At 38.5% G+C, this 24,755-nt stretch carries 22 protein-coding genes; 6 read left to right on the plus strand and 16 right to left on the minus strand.

Features of this window, described 5'->3' with window-relative positions:
• Positions 1-102: 102 nt before the first annotated feature.
• Positions 103-3,036, plus strand: coding sequence for a DEAD/DEAH box helicase (locus tag ACRD69_RS19645; protein WP_430816841.1), 2,934 nt, complete (start codon positions 103-105; stop codon positions 3,034-3,036).
• Between the two features lie 96 nt (positions 3,037-3,132).
• Complete coding sequence (locus ACRD69_RS19650) at positions 3,133-3,831, plus strand: head GIN domain-containing protein (protein ID WP_430816842.1); 699 nt, start codon at positions 3,133-3,135, stop codon at positions 3,829-3,831.
• A gap of 49 nt (positions 3,832-3,880) precedes the next feature.
• Here the strand turns inward: ACRD69_RS19650 and ACRD69_RS19655 are convergent, their stop codons facing one another.
• A complete protein-coding gene (locus tag ACRD69_RS19655; RefSeq protein ID WP_430816843.1) occupies positions 3,881-4,477 on the minus strand; it encodes a flavin reductase family protein in 597 nt (198 codons plus the stop codon).
• Between the two features lie 263 nt (positions 4,478-4,740).
• Here ACRD69_RS19655 and ACRD69_RS19660 point away from each other — a divergent pair, with 263 nt between their 5' ends.
• The gene (locus ACRD69_RS19660) at positions 4,741-5,322 is read left to right on the plus strand and encodes a hypothetical protein (RefSeq protein ID WP_430816844.1); all 582 of its coding nucleotides are present in this window, start codon (positions 4,741-4,743) and stop codon (positions 5,320-5,322) included.
• Positions 5,323-5,445: 123 nt separating this feature from the next.
• Here ACRD69_RS19660 and ACRD69_RS19665 read toward each other — a convergent pair whose 3' ends face one another.
• From ACRD69_RS19665 to ybaK, 6 genes are all read right to left on the minus strand, one after another.
• Positions 5,446-5,799 carry a DoxX family protein gene (locus ACRD69_RS19665; RefSeq protein WP_430816845.1) on the minus strand — a complete coding sequence of 118 codons (354 nt, stop codon included), beginning with the start codon at positions 5,797-5,799 and terminating at the stop codon, positions 5,446-5,448.
• A 471-nt stretch (positions 5,800-6,270) separates the two neighbouring features.
• Positions 6,271-6,726: an aspartate carbamoyltransferase regulatory subunit gene (pyrI, locus tag ACRD69_RS19670; protein ID WP_430816846.1), complete on the minus strand. Its 456-nt coding sequence runs from the start codon at positions 6,724-6,726 to the stop codon at positions 6,271-6,273.
• A gap of 25 nt (positions 6,727-6,751) precedes the next feature.
• Positions 6,752-7,660 (minus strand): aspartate carbamoyltransferase, encoded by a 909-nt coding sequence (pyrB, locus tag ACRD69_RS19675; protein ID WP_430816847.1) that lies wholly within the window; start codon positions 7,658-7,660, stop codon positions 6,752-6,754.
• A gap of 390 nt (positions 7,661-8,050) precedes the next feature.
• Entirely contained in the window at positions 8,051-8,644 is a 594-nt protein-coding gene (gene msrA, locus ACRD69_RS19680) for a peptide-methionine (S)-S-oxide reductase MsrA (RefSeq protein ID WP_430816848.1), read from the minus strand.
• A 141-nt stretch (positions 8,645-8,785) separates the two neighbouring features.
• On the minus strand, positions 8,786-9,319 hold the full coding sequence (locus tag ACRD69_RS19685) for a DUF4395 domain-containing protein (RefSeq protein WP_430816849.1): 534 nt from the start codon (positions 9,317-9,319) through the stop codon (positions 8,786-8,788).
• A 112-nt stretch (positions 9,320-9,431) separates the two neighbouring features.
• Complete coding sequence (gene ybaK, locus ACRD69_RS19690; protein WP_430816850.1) at positions 9,432-9,914, minus strand: Cys-tRNA(Pro) deacylase; 483 nt, start codon at positions 9,912-9,914, stop codon at positions 9,432-9,434.
• Between the two features lie 69 nt (positions 9,915-9,983).
• On the opposite strand from ybaK, the gene ACRD69_RS19695 reads away from it, so the two are divergent.
• Entirely contained in the window at positions 9,984-11,267 is a 1,284-nt protein-coding gene (locus ACRD69_RS19695) for a replication-associated recombination protein A (RefSeq protein ID WP_430816851.1), read from the plus strand.
• A gap of 156 nt (positions 11,268-11,423) precedes the next feature.
• Positions 11,424-12,245 (plus strand): 3-deoxy-8-phosphooctulonate synthase, encoded by an 822-nt coding sequence (kdsA, locus tag ACRD69_RS19700; RefSeq protein ID WP_430816852.1) that lies wholly within the window; start codon positions 11,424-11,426, stop codon positions 12,243-12,245.
• Between the two features lie 17 nt (positions 12,246-12,262).
• Here the strand turns inward: kdsA and ACRD69_RS19705 are convergent, their stop codons facing one another.
• Entirely contained in the window at positions 12,263-14,497 is a 2,235-nt protein-coding gene (locus ACRD69_RS19705) for a PAS domain-containing protein (protein WP_430816853.1), read from the minus strand.
• A 196-nt stretch (positions 14,498-14,693) separates the two neighbouring features.
• On the opposite strand from ACRD69_RS19705, the gene ACRD69_RS19710 reads away from it, so the two are divergent.
• Positions 14,694-16,355, plus strand: a complete 1,662-nt coding sequence (locus ACRD69_RS19710; RefSeq protein WP_430816854.1) for a dipeptidase — start codon at positions 14,694-14,696, stop codon at positions 16,353-16,355.
• A gap of 75 nt (positions 16,356-16,430) precedes the next feature.
• On the opposite strand, the gene ACRD69_RS19715 is transcribed toward ACRD69_RS19710, so the two are convergent.
• The 8 genes from ACRD69_RS19715 to ACRD69_RS19750 all read right to left on the minus strand — a co-directional run bounded on the left by ACRD69_RS19715 (position 16,431) and on the right by ACRD69_RS19750 (position 24,717).
• Positions 16,431-18,131, minus strand: coding sequence for a formate--tetrahydrofolate ligase (locus ACRD69_RS19715; RefSeq protein ID WP_430816855.1), 1,701 nt, complete (start codon positions 18,129-18,131; stop codon positions 16,431-16,433).
• Between the two features lie 128 nt (positions 18,132-18,259).
• Entirely contained in the window at positions 18,260-18,985 is a 726-nt protein-coding gene (locus tag ACRD69_RS19720; RefSeq protein WP_430816856.1) for a LytR/AlgR family response regulator transcription factor, read from the minus strand.
• 96 nt (positions 18,986-19,081) lie between these two features.
• Entirely contained in the window at positions 19,082-20,203 is a 1,122-nt protein-coding gene (locus ACRD69_RS19725; RefSeq protein ID WP_430816857.1) for a sensor histidine kinase, read from the minus strand.
• Positions 20,204-20,456: 253 nt separating this feature from the next.
• Positions 20,457-20,978, minus strand: coding sequence for an RNA 2',3'-cyclic phosphodiesterase (gene thpR / locus ACRD69_RS19730; protein WP_430816858.1), 522 nt, complete (start codon positions 20,976-20,978; stop codon positions 20,457-20,459).
• Between the two features lie 5 nt (positions 20,979-20,983).
• Positions 20,984-21,646, minus strand: a complete 663-nt coding sequence (locus ACRD69_RS19735; RefSeq protein WP_430816859.1) for a rhomboid family intramembrane serine protease — start codon at positions 21,644-21,646, stop codon at positions 20,984-20,986.
• A gap of 1 nt (position 21,647) precedes the next feature.
• Positions 21,648-22,679 (minus strand): threonine aldolase family protein, encoded by a 1,032-nt coding sequence (locus ACRD69_RS19740; RefSeq protein WP_430816860.1) that lies wholly within the window; start codon positions 22,677-22,679, stop codon positions 21,648-21,650.
• Complete coding sequence (locus ACRD69_RS19745) at positions 22,676-23,578, minus strand: hypothetical protein (RefSeq protein ID WP_430816861.1); 903 nt, start codon at positions 23,576-23,578, stop codon at positions 22,676-22,678. Before ACRD69_RS19745 ends, ACRD69_RS19740 begins: the two co-directional genes overlap by 4 nt.
• A gap of 35 nt (positions 23,579-23,613) precedes the next feature.
• On the minus strand, positions 23,614-24,717 hold the full coding sequence (locus ACRD69_RS19750) for a universal stress protein (RefSeq protein WP_430816862.1): 1,104 nt from the start codon (positions 24,715-24,717) through the stop codon (positions 23,614-23,616).
• Positions 24,718-24,755 lie beyond the last annotated feature (38 nt).

Below are 24,755 nucleotides of genomic sequence, written 5' to 3' on the forward strand. Positions count from 1 at the left end.
TACAAACTAATCCCCCTTCCCGATTTGCACAATACAGAATGATGCTATCTTTGTTGGTTCGTTTAATTCAATCAAACACTCAAAATAAATTATTGCAAAGTTATGGAGCAATTTATCACGGTTATCTCTGAGAAGCGCAATATTGGATTTACTTTAATGCCTTTTTACGCGCAGACCAATGAAAACGGTGTATTGAAATTAGTTGAACAAGCAACACCTGAGCATATTGACAATGACCGTTTTGCCTTTTCAAAGGCACAGGTCGAAGTGCTTAAATTGCTCACCTCCATTAATGAACAGAGTCTGTTCAAGAAATTTTCAAAGCAGAAAAGCTTAAAGCTCTTTTTCGACAAATTAGATGAACAGTTTACACATGATCATATTCGTCCACTAATGGATAGTAAAATATCACAGGCCCTTGAGATCATTGCCCTCGCTGACATTCCGGTATTCCATAAAAACCCGAACTACAGCCATATGTACGATACTGATCGTATCAGGGTGCAAACATTGTTTCATGAGCCATTGTTTGATTTTACCCTCGAAAAAGCCGGCTTAAAATACACATTAAAGATAAAGACCGACAAAGGAGAAATGGGACTGACCAATCGTGAGATTGAAGAAATATGTGCCACGCCTGCTGTCTTTTTGATCAACAACCAGTTGTTCCGTTTTGAAAAAATTGATTCCAAGAAGTTCAAACCCTTCCTGCGGGTTAACCACCTCTTAATTCAACCTCGAAGCGTCGATACTTACATGTCAAGTTTTGTCGAAAACTGCATTCGTGACTACCCGGTAAAAGCTGAAGGTTTTTTTATTAATAATAAAGAAGTAAAGCTGGTTCCTATATTGTTAATGGAAAAGGATCTGTCACAGCAGGCCGTTCTAACACTAAAGTTTCGTTACGATAATCGCGAATACCTGGCCGGAACACGCTCAACGGTTTTTGTGAATCATCGCAGCATGAAAGGGCATCATATCTTTGACCGTTTCCGTCGACATACCGATGAAGAAAACAGCATTGTGACTCAACTTAAAAAGCTCGGTCTCAAAGGCATCAGCGATTCACAATATAAGCCTGCAAACACCAACAATGAAAACATTGGGCTGCATGATACCATAGAGTGGCTCAATACCAACGCCAAGTCCCTAGCTGCGTCTGGTATTAAAGTCATTCAAAATGGCTGGGAAGATAATTACTATACCGGTTCGGCCAGGCTATCGATGAAATACGAAGAAGAAAATGACTGGTTTGACATTAAAGCCATTATTAAAATAGATGAGTTTGATATTCCTTTTCAAAGTATTCGTCAGCATATCCTAAGAGGTAAACGCGAATTCAAATTACCCAATAACCAACTTTTTATCATACCTGAAGAATGGTTTACCAGGTACACCGACCTCATGCATTTTGTTAATACTGATGATGATAAAATGACACTTGATAAAATTCATTTTAATCTTCTCGAACAAGATAAACTGGAAGAAGCATCGCCAGAATGGCAAAAACGCATGGCGCAATTGCAGCAAAAAAGTATTGACTTCGACTCACCTGATGGACTGGAAGCAACACTTCGCCCTTACCAGCTTGAAGGCTATACCTGGATGCGTATGCTTAACACCAACAAATTCGGCGGTATCCTGGCCGACGATATGGGATTGGGTAAAACCATACAAACCATTGCCATGCTGCTTGATCAATATAGTTCTGCTAAGCAAATTAACGATTCTGAGAGCGCGGGTGAAGGTCAGTTATCAATGTTTGATGCAGTACAAGGGTTTAACACCACATCCCTACCGGCCAGTTTGATCGTAATGCCCACATCACTTGTACACAACTGGGCCAATGAGATAAAGAAGTTTGCCCCCCAGTTAAAAATATATCTATATACAGGAAATAACCGCACCAAATCAAAGGAAATTGGTAAAATATTTAAACATTACCATGTTGTACTGACCAGCTACGGTATTGCACGTAATGATATTGAATACCTCGACAACTACCAGTTTCATTACCTTATACTGGACGAAAGTCAGAACATTAAAAACCCTACATCAAAAATATACCAGGCTGTATCTGAACTAAAAGCCAGTAATAAGCTGGTACTGACCGGTACGCCCATTGAAAATGCTTTGGTTGACCTTTGGGCACAAATGAATTTTGTAAACAACGGTTTATTGGGTAACCTTAATTTCTTTAAAAATCATTATGCGGGTCCTATTGAAAAGAAACGGGACGAAAGCAAGGAACAGAAACTGCGAAAACTAATCAACCCGTTTATTCTGCGCCGCACCAAAGATATGGTAGCTAAAGACTTGCCACCTGTAACAGAACAAACACTAATCTGTGATATGACAGAAGATCAGCAAAAGTTCTATGAGCGCGAGAAGTCTGGCATAAGAAATGAGTTGATGAAAGCCATTGAGCAGAATGGCGTTAATAAGAATGCCATTTTGGCTTTGCAGGCACTTACTAAACTTCGCCAGATAGCCAACCATCCGGCATTGGTTGATGAAGACTACCAGGGATCTTCGGGCAAGTATGAGCAAATATTCCAGAAGCTTCATAATGCCATTAACGAAAATCATAAAGTACTGATATTCTCATCGTTTGTTAAGGACCTGGAGCTCATCGAGAAAGATTTAAAACTGGAGAAAATCAAGTATGCCAAATTAACCGGTTCCACAACTGACAGGCAAAAAGTAATTAAGAGTTTTACAAATGACGAAGATTGTCGTGTCTTTTTAATTTCTTTAAAAGCCGGAGGTGTTGGGCTCAACCTTATCGAAGCAGATTATGTATTTGTTCTAAATCCCTGGTGGAACCCGGCTGCAGAAGCGCAGGCGATTAATCGCGCACACCGTATTGGACAAACTAAGAATGTGTTTGTTTACAAATTTATATCTGCCGATAGTATTGAAGAAAAGATTGCTAAGCTGCAAGAGCGTAAAACAGAACTGGCAGACACGTTTATTACAACCAATAACCCGATAAAAGATTTGTCAGAAACCGAGCTTCGCGAATTATTTGCATAGTTTTTGATGCATCAGCGAAAGTTTAAATAATTTTAAGAAAAAAGGCATTAACCAATGCCATTAAATTGCGTAATACAACCAATAATAGGAAAGAATATGAAACTAACTAGCACATTTGTACTTTTATTCGCTTTAATCATAAACTCACTGGCACAAGAACCAGATCATACTCAGATCAGAAAAGTAGGTTCTTTTGATAAAATAAAGGCATCTAAAGGCATTAACGTTACCCTTATTGAAGGTGATAAGGAGCAGGTTGATGTTCATATTAAAAATGCTGAAGTGACTGATGTAATCACAGAGGTTAAAAACCGTAAACTGACGGTTAAAATGAAAACCAAAATTTACAAAGATGTTCATGTACAGGTTTATGTCACCTATAAGCGTTTAAGGGAAATTGAAGCCGGATCGGGAGCTACCATTGATGCTGAAAACACGATCTATGCCGAAAGTCTTAAGTTACACGCCGGTACAGAGGCCAACATGTTACTTGATGTTGATGTAAACAGCCTTGAAGTAAGCGGCTCTACCTGTAAGATTGAAATTGAAGGTAAGACCAAATACCAGGAAGTAAGTATTGGTACTGGTGGTAAATACCTGGCATACAACCTAGAAAGCGATGAAACCTATGCCAAGGCCACATTAGGAAGTGTTGTTGAAGTGATGGCCAATGAGCGCTTAGGCGGAACTGCCGGTTCAGGCGGTGTTGTTTATTACAAAGGTGATCCTAATAAAATTGAGAAAAAGGAAAACACTGGTGGTAAAGTGAAAAGAGAAAATGAAACCATTGACTAATATAATGTCAAGCTCAATAAAAAACCCGGCTTATCAGCCGGGTTTTTTATTATTTCTTTCTGCCTGTTCTTCTTCTTTTCTTTTTCTTTTCAACAGCATATCCAAATTTACCAATTTTCTTTCCTACTTCGAAATAATGACCATGTGAGTAACAAATGGGCTTTGCTTTTTGAAGACTAAAAGCACCTGTTGCTTCATCAATGTACTTTTCATCAGCCTTAACATTTACCACTTCGGCCATAAACATATCGTGCGTTCCAAGCTCTTTAATATCTGTGACCTTACACTCAATGTTAATGGGCGATTCTTCTATAATTGGCGCACTGACAACAGAGGCTTTTCCTGGTGTCAGATGCATCTCTTCAAACTTATTGTACTGACGGCCAGAACGCACACCGCACCAATCAGTAGCATAAGCCAAATCTTTTGTAGTAAGGTTAATAACAAACTCACCGGTTTCCTTTAATGTTTGATATGAATGACGCCCTTTACGAACAGAAATATAGCACATTGGTGGATCTGAACAGATCGTTCCTGTCCAGGCAATGGTAATAATATTATAGTTCTCGGGCGAATTACCAACAGTTACCATTACTGCTGGCAAGGGATATATCATATTTCCCGGTTTCCAGTCTTGCTTTGCCATCTTACAGCCTTTTTACTTTAAATTGAGCCTAAAATTATATTTCACAAAGATACATCACTTCATTCAAAGCCTCTTCAAGAATCGTGAGTTTGTAATGATCAACATAACTAAAGTCGTGGAAAAGTTATGACAGACCAAATAAGCCACCATTTACCTTATGCAATTGTCTGGTAATTTAATAAAAAGAACACTATCAAAACTCCATATACGTGAATTATAATACTTACTTGTCATAATAACGAAATTAACTTAACTCTTAATACATGAAGAAAGCTTTATTTATTGTGCTTTTGGGTGTAATGCATCTGCATCTTGTCGCGCAAAAAGATGAGATCAGCGTGACCTACTCACCCTTATCACTGTACCGACTTGAAAAATGGGTTGAAGGGACGGGTAACGATCAGCACAATTACAAGGTACTTGGAGCCTTTAACCTGAACTATTACCGCTACATTAATTCATGGCTTAAACTTGGTGTCAATGTGATGTATGACTATGCTTCTGTCGAAGGCTCAGGCAGTCCCTATTATTATACACCCTATTCGGTCTCTTCCCTGGCAAATTTAACATATAAATCTTCTAAACATGCGTTTGTAGTCGCACCACAAATTGATTTTGAATACTTAAATCATCCTAAATTTAAACTTAGCAGTGGCATGTCCCTAGGTTATGCAAATGAAAACTTTACAACGACAGGCGGTATCAATACCAATGTTGATATTGACGGGGTAACGGTACATTTTAATTTTGTTAGTTTTCGATGGGGACAAAAACATGGTTTGTGCGGCAGCCTTGGTGCCGGTTATAAAGGCATCCTAAACGTCGGCTATTTCGTCAGATTTTAATAGTGACGGGCATTGCAATTGTATTGCAAGCCCTATATGAATGAATAAAGCAAGGCCCACAAAAACTGAAATCAAACTACAGTCATTTGGGGGCTTTGCCAACTATTACTATGCTTAGATAGCTTATCGTTTTCGTCCGAATATATACGAAACAATCAATAATGCCAATGCGACATAAGCGCCTCCTTCTTCCCCATCATTCACACTAATATGGGCAGCCGCAGCCAATACAAAGTCAAAGAAAAAACCGGCATAAGCCCATTCTTTAAGTACTTTTGATTTGTTGGTGAGAATAGCTAATAGTCCAAATAATTTGGCAATGGCAAGTGGGTAAATAATATAAGTGGGATAACCCAGCTTTATGAATGCCTCATTAATGGCGGCATTATTAAAAATGTACATACCTGCAGACATCAGCATCATGGCAGACAACAATCCTGTTGCTATCCAGTAAATTATTTTGTCTCTTTTACTCATTTATTTGTGTTTTAGTCGTTAAATAAATTTCCAGATATGAAACAAAACAGATAGTTAAAAGTTGAAATGACTTTGGATGCCATTGTAACAGGACAACGAGATAACGCTTTAATACTCTATTATTGTAATACTTATAAAACCACACATACACTTTGAATAATCCCTGCTACCATATTTTTAAAAAACCCTCGGTATCTTTTTGAAAAATCTTCGGTACCCTTTTGAAAAACCTTCGGTATCTTTTTGAAAAAACCTGGTACCATAATTAATAAAGTCCTGCTTGCTTTTAGTGAAAATTCCGTTGTATGGAATTTTACACAATAGTTGGGCCAAGCAAAAGCTTTCTTCTTAGAAGTTTTATTGGCCTTATTCTTTTTACGTGTGGTGTGCTGAAATAAACAAAAATTCCCGCATCGGGCGACGCGGGAATTTTCTATTTAAGTTAGATGCTGAAGCACCTGGTCCATCTGATTAAAGTACTTCTAAATGCTCTTCATTAGTGATTTTCTCACAATACTGACATTTTAAAGCTAATGGTTCCTTCTCAATCAATGAAAACTTCGTAGTCATGTTTTCATTATTGGTAATACATTTAGGGTTAAAGCACTTGGCAATTCCTATAATTTGCTCAGGAATCTCAACCACTTTCTTTTCTACTACCTGGTAATCTTCAATAATATTCAGCTTGGCCGAAGGAGCAACCAATGCAATTTTATTGATATCCTCGTCAGCAAAATACTTTTTCGCAACCTTAATAATAGCTTTATGCCCCTGCTGCTTGCTCTTAAGGTTAGTACCAAATGTGATCTGGTTCTCAATTTTATCCAAACCAAGGATTGAGATTACCTTAAATAAGTGAGTAGCTGGTATATGGTCAATTACAGTACCATTTTTAATCGCTCTAACGCTTAATTCTTTCTTTGTCATGATTCAATGTTTTTTAAAATACGACTTACTTTAATCCTAATATAGAAGCCATGATGGCCATACGTGCATACACACCATTTTCAGCCTGCTCAAAGTAATAGGCCTTTGGATTAGCATCCACATCGGTATGAATTTCATTTACACGTGGCAGTGGATGAAGAATTCGTAGATTGTCCTTAGTATTATCTAACATTGAGTTACGCAATACATAAACGTTTTTCACCTTTTCATATTCGATAGGGTCAGAAAAACGCTCGCGCTGTACGCGTGTCATATATAAAATATCAGCCTCTTCAATTATATCAGTAAACTCAAGATGCTCATAGTATTTAATACCCTTCTTATCAAGGAACAGTTTGTACTCATCAGGCATCTTCAATGAGTCTGGTGATATAAAGTTAAACGTAGGGTTAAACTGTGACATGGCCATTAACAAAGAGTGTACTGTACGACCATACTTTAAATCACCTACCAAAAAGATATTCAGGTTATCTAAAGTTCCCTGCGTTTTATAAATCGAATACATGTCCAACAATGTTTGTGTTGGATGCTGATTAGCTCCATCGCCTGCATTTATCACCGGCACATCAGATACCTCAGATGCATAGCGGGCTGATCCTTCAAGCGGGTGACGCATCACAATCAAGTCGCTGTAGTTACTTACCATTTTAATGGTATCGTTTACCGACTCTCCTTTGGATGTTGAAGACGATGATGAATCAGTAAATCCGATAATTCCACCACCTAAACGATTAATAGCTGTTTCAAAGCTTAAACGCGTACGTGTTGATGGCTCAAAAAACAAGCTTGATACCACTTTACCATCCAATAACTTCTGATTAGGGTTGGCTTCAAATTCGGCTGCCAATTCCACAATGCGCAAGATTTCTTCTTTTGAGAAATCAGTAATGGAAACTAAACTTTTATCCTTCATTTGCTTAACTGTTTTGTGTGAGATAAATCCCACATTATTTGGTTTGGATTACTAATATTAATTGTAATAAGAGATGCTTTGAACGGGAAAATGAGCACAAAAAAAAGACCTGAAATAAAAATCAGGTCTTTTTGAAAATATCTAAAAATAATAAGTTGCTCAACGTTAAAACGATTGAATGAGAATAAAGAAAAACGGGTTGCTAAACCATCTTTTCCCGGATGATTATCTGACTTTCGTCGTCTGAGATATTGATTCATCTGTTGCCTCATTCCGGAGTTCAAAGGTAAGTATTTTATATGTTATAAAACAACATTTACTTAATACAAAGTTTACACAGACCTTCATAAAAACACCCTTAACAACTACCATTCAAACACTTAGATGACATTACTTTTTTAACTTTTCTGAAAACAGTTTTTTAAACTTTTCCATTTTAGGATTTATCACAGCATTACAATACGGTTGTCTTGGATTGTTGGCAAAGTAATCCTGGTGATAATCTTCAGCCTTGTAAAAAGTATCAAAAGCACTTACTTCGGTTACGATCGGATCTTTAAATATCTTTTCCTTTTCCAATGACTGTATCACAAATTCGGTCTCTTTCTTTTGTGCTTCATTGTGATAAAATACCACCGAACGATACTGGGTACCAACATCAGCCCCTTGCCTGTTTAAGGTTGTAGGATTGTGTGTTGCAAAAAACACCTCAAGCAGGTCAACAAAACTCACTTTTTCAGGGTCATATGTGATTTGCACAACTTCGGCGTGGCCGGTTAAACCACTGCACACCTCTTTGTATGTAGGATTGGCACCTTCTCCTCCACTATAGCCCGATTCTACTTTATCAACGCCATCCAGGGCGTCAAAAAAAGCTTCAGTACACCAAAAACAGCCGCCTCCAAAAGTTGCTGTTGCTCTCTTTTGTCCATTCATATTTATACTTAATACCAGGGTTAAAATTATGTAACTAATTGCTCTCATATCTATTTCTTTCAAGCATAACAGGGCAAAAAGAGGAATGTTTAATCAGGAATGTCGTCACTTGAAGCAATGACATACGTAAACAAAAAAAGCTCAAAGCAGGCTATGCGGCTTTGAGCTTTTATACATTAATATTTTTATCTACACCTCACAGGCATCGCCCATGCAATTGGGCTTTACCTCTGGTGCTTTAATGATCTTCAATCTTATGGCGCCATGGTACAGCTGGCAACCAACACAAATTCCAAATACAGACTCAAGGTATAACAACAGTAAACAGAGTAAACACAACATACAAACCGGTCCAAAATAGCTAACATCGTTAACCAACTGAAGCGATAAAACAAAAATGGTAACTGATAAAGCCAGACCTAAACTCCAGGCAAAACGCTTTTGAACAGCTCCAATCCACAACGGGCTTTGGTTATAGGTCACCATTCGTGAAACCAGTGCTGTAGGAGAAAACTTCGGATTAATAAAAACGCCTATGGCGAAGTTAATTGCTAAAAAACCTGATATATAAGGTATTATTTCATACTTATTAAGGATAAAGCCATTTATGGAAGCAATGATACCCAGCAATAACATTATGCCGGCACTACCTCGCCAAACGCGCTCATCAACAACTTTATAACCTAATTCGTTGTTGTACTCACCAAAACTAAATATTGTCATATTATTCTGTTTAAATTTTGTTGGAAGCAAAACTAATAACATTCAGGAATTTTAAGTGTTAAGAGCATGCTAATTTATATATTGATCTCATCGTTGATAGCGATGACATGAGTTACAGCTTAATCAAATCTTTTAGCTCCCCCTTTATTGCAGAAAGCAAATTATTGATCTCAATTTCTATGATCTGACCTTTTTTACCTCCACTCACAATAACTTTAGCCTGTTGTTCTGAACTCAACTCAAGAAAAGTAGGGAATTGTTTTTTCATACCAATTGGCGAACAGCCGCCTTTGACATACCCGGTGTATTTCAGGAGATCTTTATGAGGTAACATCTCAATCTTCTTTTCTCCAGCCGCAAGTGCCGCTTTTTTTAAGTCTAACTCACTGCTAATGGGAATTATAAAGACATACAATTCATGTTTCGTACTTCTGGCTACCAGTGTTTTGTGCACGAGCTTAACATCACGCTTATTCAGACGGGCTACCAAGGTACCATCTGTATTTTCATCGTCGGTATAATAATGAAAAGACGCATACTCAACCTTGTTTCGATCAAGAATACGCATTGCATTTGTCTTTGTTTGTTTTGCCATATTGTAAGGTGTCAATGAGTACAAAATTAATTTTCATTTTGTAATTTTGGTCACATAAAACAATATTACATGAGTGGATATCCTCCCCTGGCTGAAAGAATGCGGCCTACAAACCTTGAACAATATATTGGTCAGAAGCACCTTGTTGGTGAAGGCGCCGTACTTAGAAAAATGCTGGATCGTAAAGTTATCTCATCCATCATACTGTGGGGGCCTCCGGGAGTTGGTAAAACCACCCTGGCCAAGATAATATCTAAACAACTGGAGAGACCTTTCTTTGTTTTATCTGCCATTAATTCGGGTGTGAAAGATGTACGTGAAGCTATTGAAAAAGCCAGAAAAGCACGTTTTTTCAGTTCTCCCTCTCCCATATTGTTCATAGATGAGATTCATCGCTTTAGTAAATCACAACAAGACAGCCTTTTGGGAGCCGTTGAGGAGGGCGTAATTACATTGATTGGTGCCACAACCGAGAATCCATCGTTCGAAGTGATTTCACCATTGCTTTCGCGTTGCCAGGTATACGTTTTAAAATCACTTGAAAAAGAAGATTTACTTGACCTGGTCAATAAAGTTTTAAGCACCGACATTCTTCTTAAGGAAAAAACAATTGATATTAAAGAAGATACCGCCCTACTGCGCTATTCAGGTGGTGATGCCCGTAAATTACTGAACATTCTCGAACTGGTTACCAATGCTGAGATAAATAACGATAAAATTGAAATAACCGATGAACTGGTAACCACACATCTGCAACAGAATCCGGCTCAATACGATAAAAATGGGGAAATGCATTATGATATTATCTCCGCTTTTATCAAATCCATACGTGGCAGCGACCCCGATGCTGCTGTGTACTGGTTGGCACGCATGGTCGAAGGAGGAGAAGATCCTAAGTTCATTGCACGCCGATTGATCATCTCTGCTTCTGAAGATATTGGACTGGCCAATCCTAATGCCTTGCTATTGGCAACTAACTGCTTTGAAGCCATTAAAATGGTGGGATGGCCCGAAGCGCGCATCATCCTGTCACAGGTAACCATCTATCTGGCCACCAGCCCTAAAAGTAATTCGGCCTACCAGGCCATTAAAGATGCCCAGGTAATTGTTAAGCAAACCGGTAATTTGCCTGTTCCGCTGCACTTGCGAAATGCACCAACAAAGCTGATGAAAGAGCTGAATTACGGCAAAGAATACATGTATGCGCATAGTTACCCCAATAACTTTGTCATCCAGGATTATATGCCTGATGAATTGCAGGACCAACGTATTTATCAACCACAGAATAACCCGCAGGAAAGCAAAGTGGATGAACGAATGAAATTTCTTTGGAAAGACAGATTCAAGGATTAAAAGTGACTCAAGTCTGATTCTATAAGACAATAGACAACTTGCTTTGTCCATAAGAATGCAAATGAATTAGTGTTAATCGCTTATCAATTACTATTTTTGTACTTCAATCATTAACAACGGACTTCGGACTTACGGAATTCGAACTAAATTAAAAACATGGATATTAATAAGATACCTAAAATCAAACATACTGATAGTGGCAATTTCTTTCTATTAGCCGGTCCCTGTGCCATCGAAGGCGAAGAAATGGCCTTACGAATTGCTGAGCGTGTGGTTGAGATTACTAATAAACTTGAAATACCATACATATTCAAAGGATCTTACCGTAAAGCAAACCGCTCTCGCATTGACTCTTTTAGTGGTATTGGCGATGAAAAAGCATTGAAGATTCTTCGCAAGGTAAGTGAAACATTTGATGTGCCTACAGTAACTGATATTCATGCGGCAGATGAAGCAGCAATGGCTGCTGAATATGTTGATGTCCTGCAGATTCCGGCATTTTTGTGCCGTCAGACCGATTTATTGGTAGCTGCAGCCCAAACAGGCAAAGTGGTTAACATCAAAAAAGGACAGTTTCTGAGCCCTGAAGCCATGCAGTTTGCAGTTAAAAAAGTGCGTGACATGGGCAATAACGATGTGGTATTGACCGACCGTGGAACCATGTTTGGATACCAGGATATGATCGTTGATTACCGTGGCATACCAGCCATGAAGCAATTTGATGTACCTGTTGTTCTGGATATTACACACTCTTTACAGCAGCCAAATCAATCAAGTGGAGTTACAGGTGGTAAACCAGAGTTAATTGAAACTGTAGCCCGTGCAGGCATAGCAGTTGGAGCTGATGGCCTGTTTATAGAAACACATTTTGATCCTGCCAATGCAAAATCTGATGGTGCCAATATGCTTCATTTGGATCTACTGGAAGGTTTGATGTCCCGGTTGGTAGAAATACGAAAAGTAGTAAACAAGTTCTAATTATAAAAAGCACCGTATTATTCGGTGCTTTTTTCGTTTTTATCTTTTGGCAATAAGAGTCTGAACTCGGTTCCTTTGCCCTCCTGACTCTCCACTTCTATCAGACCTTTATTCTTCTCTATCATATCTTTCGACAAATGCAGCCCCAGCCCGGTTCCTTTTTCTTCAGCTGTACCGGTGGTACTGATATAATCACTTATATCAAAAAGAACCTTTAGTTTTTCAGGTCTTATGCCAATTCCCGTATCCCGTATTGAAATAACATTGTAATCATCTGATTCATATGATGAACATCTCACTTCTCCATTGGCATTGGTAAACTTAATACCATTATGAAGCAAATTGCGTATTACAAACTTAATCATATCCAGATCAGCATATACAACCAATTGGTGGCTAACATCATTCTCGAGGTGAATTTGTTTGTTTTTTGCCAATATACCATAATTATCAATGGCTTCATTAACCAGATGTCGGGGTTTAAAAAACTGTGGTTTAACCTTCATCTGTCCAAGTTGACTTTTTGCCCATATCAGCAAATCATCCAATAGCTTATATACATTTTCACTACTTATTGCTATCTGATCCACATAGTATTTAACCTCTTCCTGTGTATAGAACTCCAGGTTGTTTTTCAGCAGACTTGCAAAACCCAGAATACTATTAAACGGATTTTTAATATCGTGAGCAATTATCGAAAACAGTTTATCCTTGGTAGCATTGAGTTCTTTCAGCTTTTTTTCCCGTTCCTTTAATTGAAATTCTATCTCTTTTTTACTGGTAATATCTGTAACAATGCCTATAATTTCCAATACCTGCCCGTTCACATCCCTTATAGGGGAAACATGCAGATCGCCCCAAAAAGTTGCTTTATCATTTCTGATAAATTGACATTCCAGATTGTAATCATCAATTTCACCAACCAGTAATTTATTAAAATACATTTCGGCTTCATGCTGCCACAGAGGATGTGTCACCTCCAAATGACTGTATTGATACATGGCTTCCTTTGATCCAAAACCCAATAGCTTCTGCAAGCGTTCATTGACAAGTACAAACTTACCTTTTGGCGAAACCACGCCAATACCTGCAACAGTGCTATTGACCACCGCATCCAGTTTATTCCTGTGTTGTATTAACTCTATCTCGGTCTGTTTCAGTGGCGTCAAATCCATACCTACCGATTGATATTCGAATATGTTTCCTGATGAATCAACCAAAGCCCTGTCTAACCAGCGCATCCATTTTACTTTGCCATTCTTTAATAACAGCTGATGCTCAACAACGCTAATGGGATTATCTGCAGTCAGTGATTCAATGGTTCGTTTTGCCCGCTCCTTTTCTTCATCAGGATACCAGTCATAAATACATTTCCCTACCAGTTCCTCTTTGTCAACTTCAAAGGTTTTACAATACTGTTCGTTGGCATATATTAAAAGACCGTCCTTATCAAAACGACTGATCAATGCGGGAGCATCCTCAACCAATGAAAAATACCTCTCTTCACTGGCGCCAAGGGCCTCGATGGTTTGGCGATAAGGTGATACATCATAAAAGAAAAGGCAAATATTATCCTTGCCAAAGGGAAACGTACGATACTTGACATACTTTCCCTGCTCCTTAAAATGCGCTTCAAAGGATGATTTTCGCTTGGATATTAAACGCAACCGTTTATCAATCACATCATTTTTAGGAAGTATCTCAGAAACCTTTAAACCCACTAATCCCAACTTTCCAATTACATTGCCGGCAGATGGGTTGGCACGTATCACGATAAAGTCTGTGACTTCTTTCTCTTCATTGTATTGTGGCTGTATAATAGCAATGCCGATTGGGGAGTTATCGAATAGCTCATCCAGAAAATGATTATCCCGGTCCAGCTGACTTTCAAGTTCCCGCTGGCGGGTTATATCTTCTTTTACGGCAATGTAACCAGTTAATTTATCATTGATAACAACCGGACTTATAATTGCTTTTTCCCAGATATAAGCACCACTTTTTGTTCGGTTTTTAAAAATGCCTCTCCAGGTTTCACCATTTCTGATGGTATTCCATAGGTTTTGGTAGTATATTTCGTCGTGGTAATCACTCTTGAACAATCGAGGATTTTGTCCTTTTATTTCTTCTTTTGAATAGCCATACTTTTTTACAAAACTTTCATTCACATAACGCACATTGCCTTTATCGTCCGTAAGTACAACAATGCTTTCAGAATAGTCTAATGCTTGAATAAGTTCATCGCTTAAATCCATTTTTCCCCGATATACCTTATGCAAATAAGTAAAAATGAAAGTAAAACGCAAACTATTACACTAATATGTCATTAACGTTAGTTCGTTTATGACATCTCAAAACAAGCCTTGCTAAACCTGTCAAAACTCACTTTCTAATAGTTGGGATTTTATATATTTGTGTCAGAACAAACATTTTCACTTAATATTATTTGATATGATGAAGAAAATAATGGCTTTAGTTGGGGTTGCAGCATTGCTATTCCATTTCGCTCCTGCTAACGCTTGTACCAACGTTTTGGTTACAAAAAATGCATCTGTTGATGGCTCTACATTAATTTCGTATGCTGCAGATTCTCATGACCTTTATGGAGAGTTATATTTTTGGCCTGCTGCTACTTATGAAGCCGGTACAATGTTGAAAGTATATGAATGGGACACTGGTAAATACCTTGGTGAGATTGAGCAGGCGGCTCAGACTTACACTGTAATTGGTAATATGAATGAGCACCAGTTAACCATTGCCGAAACCACTTTTGGTGGTCGTTCAGAGCTTAAAAACAATGATGGTCTAATTGACTATGGTAGCTTGATCTACATTACATTGCAACGTGCTAAGACAGCTAGAGAAGCGATCAAGGTAATGACCGAATTAGTTGAAAAATACGGTTACTACAGTTCTGGTGAATCATTTTCAATTGCCGACGCCAATGAAGTATGGGTAATGGAGATGATTGGTAAGGGCGAAGGTAATAAAGGGGCTGTATGGGTTGCAGTAAAAATTCCTGACGGATATGTTTCTGCACACGCTAACCAGGCTCGTATCACGACATTTCCTTTAAAAGACAGCGATAATTGTCTTTACTCTGAAGATGTAATCTCATTTGCTCGCGAAAAAGGATATTTTAATGGCAAGAACAAAGATTTTAGTTTTGCAGATGCCTATGCTCCTCTTGACTTTGGTGCTGTTCGTTTTTGCGACGCACGCGTATGGAGTGCTTTTAATATTATGAACCCTGCAGATATGGGTCAATACGAAGATTATGCATTGGGTAATTCAACAGAAAGAATGCCATTGTATATCAAGCCTGATCGTAAGATTTCGCATCGCGATGTAATGAATATCATGCGCGACCATTATGAAGGAACTGCTCTTGACATGACTAAAGATGCAGGTGCTGGTCCTTATAGTAAACCTTACCGTTTCCGTCCTTTAACATGGGAAGTTGATGGAGAAAAGTATTTCAACGAACGTGCCATTGCTACTCAGCAAACCGGTTTCTCATTTGTCGCTCAAATGCGTAGTTGGTTACCAGCTCATATTGGTGGTATTCTTTGGTTTGGTGTTGATGATGCGGCTTCAAGCGTATATATGCCAATGTATGCCGGTATGACAGCTGTTCCTAACTGTCTTGCCCAGGGCAATGGCGATCTTCTAACATACTCTGACAGTTCTGCCTTCTGGGTTTTTACAACTGTAAGTAACCGTGCATATGGCCGCTACAGCTTCATGATCGAAGATATTAAAAAGGTACAGACCGAATTAGAAGATAACTTAACTTCTTATACAACTGCCATTGACCAGTCAGCCAAAGCATTGTATGATCAAAACCCTGAATTAGCCCGTCAGTTCCTGACTGATTTCTCGATGAATCAGGCTGAACTGGTGACTAACAGATGGCGCAAGCTTGGTGAGTTCTTATTGGTTAAGTACAATGATGGTAACTTACACGAAGAAGTAGATGGTGAGTTTCTGCGCAACGAGCATGGTAATCCAAAGCATGCTAAATTCCCTGGTTATTCTCAGGAATATTACAAAACTATTGTAAAAGACTCGGGTGACCACCTTAAGTTAAAAGAATTACCAGCAGAGAAGTAAGACCTTATTATATACGATACAAAAAAAACCTCGCAGATGCGAGGTTTTTTTATATCATAAGTCCATTACAAGTCTTTACGACAAACCGGTAATTATGCCATTTTCATCTATATCCATGCCTTCAGACGCAGGAACAGAAGGTAATCCTGGCATACGCATCATTTTACCTAAAATAGGAATGATAAAACCTGCACCCGCTGCTATTTCAAACTCACGAACCGTCACTGTAAAACCTTCAGGGCGACCAATAAGCTTTTCATTGTCAGAGAAGGACTTTTGTGTCTTTGCCATACAAATTGGCAGCTTATCCAGCTGTAATCCTTCTATTTTTTTGATGTCAGCCAATGCTTGTTTTGAAAAATCAACACCATCAGCACCATAAATCTCACGAGCAATGGTTTTGATTTTGTCTTTAACGCCAAGATTATGATCGTATAAAGGTTTGAAGCTGTTTTTACCGCTCTCAACCTCTTCTACCACCGCCTGTGCTAATGCCATTGAACCTTCGCCTCCCATAGCCCATGCCTTGGTAGGTACTGCCTTAACCCCCAGATCGGCGCACATAGCCTTCACCAACTCAACTTCTTCTTCAGTATCAGAAATAAAGTTATTGATGGAAACTACCGGGTTCAAGCCAAATTTCTTAGCATTTTCGATGTGTTTCTGTAAGTTGGCAAAACCTGTCTTTACTCTATCTGTATCCGGGGTATTTAATTCCTCTTTGGATGCACCACCATGGTGACGTAAAGCACGGATGGTAGCAACAATTACCATTGCTTTTGGCTTCAAGCCTCCCGCAACACATTTGATATTCAAGAATTTCTCAGCCCCTAAATCAGCGCCAAAGCCAGCTTCAGTCACCACATAATCAGATAATGACAAGCCCATTTTTGTGGCAAGAATGGTATTAGTACCCTGTGCGATATTAGCAAATGGCCCACCATGAATAATAGCAGGATTACCTTCAAGCGTCTGAACCAGATTTGGCTTCACTGCATCTTTCAGTAGCAATGCCATGGCACCCTGGGCATTAAGATCACGCGCATAAATGGCTTTTTTGTCATAGGTAAAACCAACGAAGATATTACCAAGGCGACGTTTTAAATCAGCAATATCATTTGACATACAAAGAATAGCCATGATTTCAGAAGCTGCTGTGATATTAAAACCATCCTGACGAGGAATTCCGTTTGGTGTACCACCCAATCCAACAACGATATCGCGTAAAGTACGATCATTCATATCGATCACACGCTTCCAGATAACAGTTCGGGGATCAATGTTCAGGCTACGTGTTTTGCTTTGTATATTATTATCTATTAACGCTGCTAATAGGTTATTTGCCTTCTCAATAGCCGAGAAGTCACCTGTAAAGTGAAGGTTGATATCTTCCATTGGAACAACCTGAGCATAACCTCCGCCTGCTGCACCTCCCTTAATACCAAAAACAGGTCCTAAAGATGGCTCACGCAAAACAGCAGTAGCTTGTTTGCCTATTTTATTCAGACCTTCGGTAAGTCCTATGGAAATGGTTGTTTTTCCTTCACCGGCAGGAGTTGGTGTCAAGGCAGTAACTAAAATAAGGTTATTGCTGTCTACCTTTGTATCATCAATTAATTCCAGAGGCAGTTTGGCTTTGTACTTTCCATACAATTCCAAATCCTCATCGGAAATGTTTAGTTTGGCAGCAATTTTAGAAATGTTTTGCATCAGGGCAGCCTGAGCAATTTCTAAATCACTTTTAACTTCAAGGGTATTGTCAACTGGGTTACTCATATTTGTCTATTTTTTGTTTTATAAGCCTGAAACAAATAACAAGCCAAAAATTTAGGCGCAAAAATAGAAAAATTAGAGAAAGTATAACAGGATATTTGACCGACTATTCCCTTCTGGTGATTTAATTATTAACTGTTCACAAGCCGTTTGTTAACCACTTCTTTAAATGACTTTCCAATCGGAATGTATTTCTCAACATTATCGAGCTTTAACTGGTTACCATAAAAAGCAACAATCCGCTCAATATTTACAATGTATGATTTATGGACACGCATAAACCCATGACTTTCCAGCTGCTGTTCCAGGTTTCTAAGCGACTCGAGAGATACAATCTTTTCGTTGACACAGAAGAATGTTACATACTCACGTAAACCTTCAATATACAGGATATCCTTAAACTTAACGCGGTATATTTTATGGTCTGCCTTAACCATCATAAAGTTCTTGGTTTCAACCTTTGGAGGAAGTGTCTGAAAATCGTTGACTACATTTTTATAGGATAACCTGTCACCTACTTTATTGATTGTATGCATAAAGCGTTCAAACGAAAAAGGTTTTACCAGATAATCCAGCACATCCAATTTATAGCTTTCAACAGCATATTCTTCATAGGCGGTAGTAAAAACGACCAATGGTTTCTTCGTGAGGGTCTTCAGGAAATCAATACCTGTAATATCAGGCATTTGAATATCCAGAAACATCAGGTCAACTTCTTCATTTTGAATGATGCCCATGGCCTCAAGTGGTGACTTAAAACTGCCTATCAATTCTAAATGGGCAAACTTAGCTATGAAACTTTGCAACAACTCACGTGCCGGAAACTCATCATCAACAATTATGCACTTAACTTTCATCTGTTCCTGGTTTGTATTTATGTATAGAAATGAACACATACTTTGGGGTAATCATCCTGATGTTTTCAGCGCAGGATGTTACTATCCATTTCCTTTTTAATCAGTTATTACTCTTAAATTCAACTTATACTCCTTCTCATCAACCTTTATATCCACATTATGCTTTCCCGGGTATAGGTATTGTAAACGCCGTTTAACATTCTCAACACCTATTCCACTGTTCTTATCTGCGGCCAACTTCTTCTTTGGAACACTATTGGATACTTCAAAATTTATTTCTTTATCTGAAGTGGTTAATGTCATAGAGATCCATCCATTATCAGTATCCTCAATTTTACTGTGTTTAAAGCTATTTTCAACAAAGGGAATCAATAACATCGGTTCGATCATTTTCATACGATCAGCACGGTCTATGTCTACATGTATATTGGGAATACCCTCTATCTTGATTCGTTGAAACTCAATGAAGTTTTTAATGTAATCAACTTCCTTACCCAGTTTTACCTTCACATCCTCTGATTCATACAAAACATAACGCAACATGGCAGATAGCTTTAACACCATCTCTGGCGTTTTAACAGAATGTAGCATTGACAGACTATAAATGTTATTGAGTGCATTAAATAAAAAGTGTGGGTTCATCTGAGACTTCAAAAACTTCATCTCATTAACCAGGTTTTGATTAACTAAACTTAACTCATGCTGATTACGTTGACGTGAATCGCTGTAGATCCAGAACAGAGTACTGATGAATAGCATTGCTATAAATGATGGCACCCCCATCATACTCATTCCAAAAAAGCGCCTGTCTTTTATTTTAGGACGTATAGGTTGGTAAATCAGTTCCTTGTTTTCACTCAAAAAGCGATCGCTTTCAATAACTTCTTCCCATTCCCTGTCACGTTGGGTAAAAGGGGCCGGCCCAACTCCCCGTCGTCCGTTGGAAAGATGAAACACTATACCTGTAACAAAAATAGTAATGAGGATACCCAGCAAATATTTAAGGTACTTCCCCCGGCCTATAAAACGTGGCAAGAGCCAATAGGCATTAATGTAAAATATTATTATACTGGCAATTAATGTTCGAAACACAAAAACGACAGCATCTGCAGTATCCATTATAATCAGTGGAAAATAAGACAGTAAAAGCCCGAAGCCAATCCACCAGGCTGCATGTACTATTATTTCTTTACGTCTTGATCGTGCCCATTTTATCATATTACAAAAATACCGCATTTTCAATTAATGGATTTTCTTTTCTACAAACAGCATTATTTTATCTACCAACGACCAATATATCGATTCTTTGAACGACAGCTGTTGTTAGTAGAGAAAGATTATTGAAACATTGAATAGTTTTTTCTTGCTATTTGTCTTTTACCACTTTTGTTTTAGAAAGTTTAATAAAAACGTAATCACTATGGAAACAAATCGCCCTCCACCTGCACGTAACATCTCTCCAAATCCATCACTAGTATTTTTTAAGCACCTTATAAATTGGTCCCCCAGGGGAACTCCTGCTCTCATAAAGAACAAAGTGCCTGACCTCGAAACTACAAGCAGTCACCTCCTTCTTCAATCCTCTATCCAACACTATTTTTTCATTGTTCGTCAGGCTTCGGTAATTTTTCACCCGTGCCAGCGTAATATGTGGCGAATATTTATGAATCGTCTTTTCACCATATATTGCTTTAGATATATCTTCATGCAACTGCAGTAATGGTTGTGACTCATTAACACCGCACCAGATTACCTTTTGAGCGTGTGATTTAAATGTATTCAATTGAGTTAGGTGCAGCTCAAAGGGAGTTAAAGGAACTGTTCTTAACTTATCTATGATCACCTCAGCATTGTCGTTATCGACTTTACCTATAAACAAAAGCGTAAGATGGAAACTTTGTGTAAAACGTGCGTTTAAAGTCGCAAATTCCTTTTGAGCAAGAACCAATTCATTTTTAGCTCTATCACAGTCTATTGCAACAAAAAGTCTCATCTTAATTACTTTTCCGTTTCCCTTTCTTCGCTACTCACTTCCCAAAAAGGATATTCATAGTCTTCATCGGGCCACTCCTTCACTGGCTTTTGAGGACCCTTTTTGCGATAGATAACTGCCAGTACTCCACCAGCAACTGTTCCCCACAAATGAGATTCCCATGAATAAGGCACATCCCATTTTAAAGGGAATATACCCCAGATCATTCCTCCATATAGAAATATGACCATCAAAGAGATCGCCATTAAGGGGATATAGTTACGGATAAAACCACCGACAATGAGAAAGGCTGCCAAACCATAAATAACACCACTTGCTCCAATATGCCAGGCATCTCTGGCTCCCAGCCACACCCAAATACCTGTAAGCAAATAAATAAAAACAAAGACTTTGACTGATATACCCCGGTAGAAATAAAATAACGAAGTACCTAAAACAAATAAAGGCACTGCGTTGGCAAAAAAATGATCCCAATCGGAGTGAACTAAAGGAGAAAGCAATATCCCCGATAGCCCTGCCACTGACATCGGTTTGATGCCCCATTCTACAAAACTAAATCCTTCCAGTGTCTCAATTAGCTTTAAGGTAAAAGTGACCACCAGAAAGAAAAGGGGAATTAAAATCGCCGTCTTAATCTTTTTAAGCTCTATGTCAGATAGTTTAGTCAATTTACTTCAATAATTTTTGTAAGGTGGCTACAAACTGTTCAATGTCATCTTCTGTGGTATCAAACGATGTCATCCAGCGAACTTCGGAGCGATGTTCGTCCCAGACATAAAAGAAAAATTCCTCTTGTAAAGGTGCAATAATGTCTTTAGGTATAATGGCAAATACACCGTTGGAATCAACTCTTTGTGTTAACTCAACTCCCTTAATGGCGGAGACCTTCTCTCCCAATAACTTAGCCATTTTGTTGGAATGACTGGCATTTGATAACCAAAGCTCATCCTGAAGTAAGCGTGCGAATTGTGCAGAAATATAACGCATTTTTGAATGCAGTTGTGTCGATTGCTTTCGAATATATTTCACATTTTCAGCCAGCTTAGGATCAGCGAAAACAATGGCTTCACCGAACATTAATCCATTTTTGGTTCCTCCGAAAGATAAAATATCAACGCCGGCATTAATGGAAATATCGGCTAAGGAACAGCCCAAGGCAGCTGCAGCATTTGCAATACGAGCACCATCCATGTGCAAATATAATCCAAGACCATGCACATAGTCAGCTATTTCCTTTATTTCTTCAATGGAATAGATGGTTCCCAGTTCTGTTGCTTGTGTAATTGACACCATTTTGGGCTGAGCATGATGCTCAAAACCAAAACCATGCATGTATTTGCTTATTTGCTCAACGGTTATTTTTCCATTATCTGTTTCAACCGGTAACAGTTTACATCCTGAAAGCTTCTCAGGAGCTCCGCACTCGTCAACATTGATATGAGCCGTATGTGCGCAAACAACTGCGTTAAATGACTGTGTTAATGCCTGAATTGCAATCACATTCGCTCCTGTTCCATTGTAAACAAAGAAAGTCTCCGTTTGCTTCCCAAAGCATTGTTTAAATATTTCTTGAGCTTGCCCGGTAACTGTATCATCGCCATACCCAACGGCATGCCCTGTGTTCGCATCTGCCATTGCTTTTAAGATCTCGGGATGAACGCTTGCATTATTATCACTGGCAAATCCTCTTAACTGCTTCATTTATTATCTTTTATTTTATTTCTGTAATTCATTAGAAAAAACTCGTACATATCTTTAGAAATGCATCTATAACCTATTTCTGCTTCATCAATAAAGTAATAATGCCCACCCCAGTTATGCTTTACCGAAAGAAAGACCCGTCGTTGTCCATTGTTCAGGAAAACATGTCTTATAATTGTCCTGTTTTTAAGATTAAACTCCTCCATCGTTTCTCCTTCTTTATAGTCTTTCTTTAAATCCGGCACATCAACCACTTCATTATGGTCAATAACTATCTCATCTTTGTTTGAAACAACAATGCTTTTATCAGTTTTCACCTGACCAACTTCGCTCTCAATCGCTTTCACCGATTTCTTTTTAGCTGTTTTCTGTGCTGTATTAATTGGCTTTACTGGTTTATTTGGTGTGGACTTACCTTTCTCCCTCATTTGGTCAATGCGGTATTTTACCTTCAGAGAGTAATCTATGTCATGCTCAAAATCACCAAGGTTTTTATCAAAATGAATTTTTGCTATTGGATTCTGAAAGAATACGGTATCTACTCCTTCAAACATTCTGAACAGGCGAACAGGCATATGGTATGGTTCAATTGCAGAGGGTTGCTTATCGTCGGGTAAAACAGTTGAAAATTCAATAACCTTAGAGACGTATCCTGATTTTCTGAATTTGAAATAGTAGGTTTGATTCCAATCCAAAGAAGTTCTGAAATGGCCGGTATTAGAAACCTGTAGTTCCTTTTTCTGATTGTTAACTGATAATTCGACAATTACATCATCGAATGTATTATCAACATCGAGAATTTCGCCACTCACTATATATTGTGCCGTGGCATTTGTATAAAACAGAAAGCCGGCTAAACAAAGACCGGCTCTAAGATATGTTTTATAAAGGTTTCTCACTTATACAGGCAATTATTTAGCCTAAAAGTAAGAAATTAATCATTAAAAACTAATAATGGCGTAGTTGAATGGAACAACATTTTTTTTGCCAGATTAGGGTTGATAATACGGCTAATCAAATTCCTCTTTCTTCGGGTAAATGAAAGTATATCTATTTGATTATCTCTTACGTACCCTTCAATACCAACAAACAGATCTTCATGTTCAATCAAATCACACTTAACCAATTCCTCGTTATAGTTCTTTTTGATATGTTCTTTTAGGCCTGCCATTCTAACTTCATCCCATTGCGAGTGTTCTTTAGAGCTGACATGGCCACATGTTACATTGATATCCAATGGCCTGATCAGCTTCTCTAACTTTTGAAGAGAACGAAAATCTGCTTCCTGAAAGTCGGTGGCATAAAGCAGGTTCTTCATCCCGCCTAAACCTGAGTACTGGAAGTTCTCAGGAATCGCTAAAACAGGCACCCTGGCTGCTTCCATCACTTCTGCTGTCACACTACCAATCAGATCACTAGCTTTTCTGTCAGATCCCCTTGTCCCCATTATTATGACAATAGGGCGATAGATTTTACTGTATTTGACGATTTCATCTTCAGCAATACCTTTGACCATCTCCATCTTCAATGAAACCGGCTTAGTTAACTGTTCATTCCTTTTGTTAAGGTACGATTTCATCTCTTCCATACCTTCCCTGGCTTTTTCCTCTAATTCCATTACCATTTCCTCGGTATTTACCTCGTATGCAAAGGTATCAGAGAATGGCATAGTGCTGATTATAGGATTGAAATAGGTATGAAAAACTGTTAATTCAGCTTCATGTTCCTGGGCAATGTCCATAGCAAACTCTGCTGCCTTACGGGAATATTCGGAAAAATCAACCGGTAACAATATTCTTGGTGGAACATTTTCGGTTTCAACTGGCTCTAACTCCTCCTGCATCATACTTTCAAGCACACCCATAGCGCTTTCTAGATGATCCTCAGATATCCTTACCTTCACACCTGTTGAAATGGCTCCCTGAATCAGGTTGGTATTTTCAAGAAAACACTCAACCCCCTCCGCTTCAAGCATCGACTTAAGAATATGAGCTTTTTCGAAGGATAATACGACTAAAGTGATGATTTTTTCTGCCATAGCTGTAAAGTTTAGAAGTCAGACACGTTTTCAAAAAA

The organism is Carboxylicivirga agarovorans (assembly GCF_050589845.1).
Taxonomy (GTDB): Bacteria; Bacteroidota; Bacteroidia; order Bacteroidales; family Marinilabiliaceae; genus Carboxylicivirga; species Carboxylicivirga agarovorans.

Excerpts from the sequence above, each read along its gene's own strand:
- ybaK (WP_430816850.1), bottom strand. The coding sequence starts at position 9,914 with ATGGCAAAACAAACAAAGACAAATGCAATGCGTATTCTTGATCGAAAC.
- ACRD69_RS19705 (WP_430816853.1), bottom strand. The coding sequence starts at position 14,497 with ATGGATTTAAGCGATGAACTTATTCAAGCATTAGACTATTCTGAAAGC.
- ACRD69_RS19650 (WP_430816842.1), top strand. The coding sequence starts at position 3,133 with ATGAAACTAACTAGCACATTTGTACTTTTATTCGCTTTAATCATAAAC.
- ACRD69_RS19710 (WP_430816854.1), top strand. The coding sequence starts at position 14,694 with ATGATGAAGAAAATAATGGCTTTAGTTGGGGTTGCAGCATTGCTATTC.
- ACRD69_RS19665 (WP_430816845.1), bottom strand. The coding sequence starts at position 5,799 with ATGAGTAAAAGAGACAAAATAATTTACTGGATAGCAACAGGATTGTTG.
- pyrI (WP_430816846.1), bottom strand. The coding sequence starts at position 6,726 with ATGACAAAGAAAGAATTAAGCGTTAGAGCGATTAAAAATGGTACTGTA.
- kdsA (WP_430816852.1), top strand. The coding sequence starts at position 11,424 with ATGGATATTAATAAGATACCTAAAATCAAACATACTGATAGTGGCAAT.
- thpR (WP_430816858.1), bottom strand. The coding sequence starts at position 20,978 with ATGAGACTTTTTGTTGCAATAGACTGTGATAGAGCTAAAAATGAATTG.
- ACRD69_RS19740 (WP_430816860.1), bottom strand. The coding sequence starts at position 22,679 with ATGAAGCAGTTAAGAGGATTTGCCAGTGATAATAATGCAAGCGTTCAT.
- ACRD69_RS19715 (WP_430816855.1), bottom strand. The coding sequence starts at position 18,131 with ATGAGTAACCCAGTTGACAATACCCTTGAAGTTAAAAGTGATTTAGAA.
- ACRD69_RS19645 (WP_430816841.1), top strand. The coding sequence starts at position 103 with ATGGAGCAATTTATCACGGTTATCTCTGAGAAGCGCAATATTGGATTT.
- msrA (WP_430816848.1), bottom strand. The coding sequence starts at position 8,644 with ATGAGAGCAATTAGTTACATAATTTTAACCCTGGTATTAAGTATAAAT.
- ACRD69_RS19725 (WP_430816857.1), bottom strand. The coding sequence starts at position 20,203 with ATGATAAAATGGGCACGATCAAGACGTAAAGAAATAATAGTACATGCA.
- ACRD69_RS19750 (WP_430816862.1), bottom strand. The coding sequence starts at position 24,717 with ATGGCAGAAAAAATCATCACTTTAGTCGTATTATCCTTCGAAAAAGCT.
- ACRD69_RS19660 (WP_430816844.1), top strand. The coding sequence starts at position 4,741 with ATGAAGAAAGCTTTATTTATTGTGCTTTTGGGTGTAATGCATCTGCAT.
- ACRD69_RS19685 (WP_430816849.1), bottom strand. The coding sequence starts at position 9,319 with ATGACAATATTTAGTTTTGGTGAGTACAACAACGAATTAGGTTATAAA.
- ACRD69_RS19720 (WP_430816856.1), bottom strand. The coding sequence starts at position 18,985 with ATGAAAGTTAAGTGCATAATTGTTGATGATGAGTTTCCGGCACGTGAG.
- ACRD69_RS19695 (WP_430816851.1), top strand. The coding sequence starts at position 9,984 with ATGAGTGGATATCCTCCCCTGGCTGAAAGAATGCGGCCTACAAACCTT.
- pyrB (WP_430816847.1), bottom strand. The coding sequence starts at position 7,660 with ATGAAGGATAAAAGTTTAGTTTCCATTACTGATTTCTCAAAAGAAGAA.
- ACRD69_RS19655 (WP_430816843.1), bottom strand. The coding sequence starts at position 4,477 with ATGGCAAAGCAAGACTGGAAACCGGGAAATATGATATATCCCTTGCCA.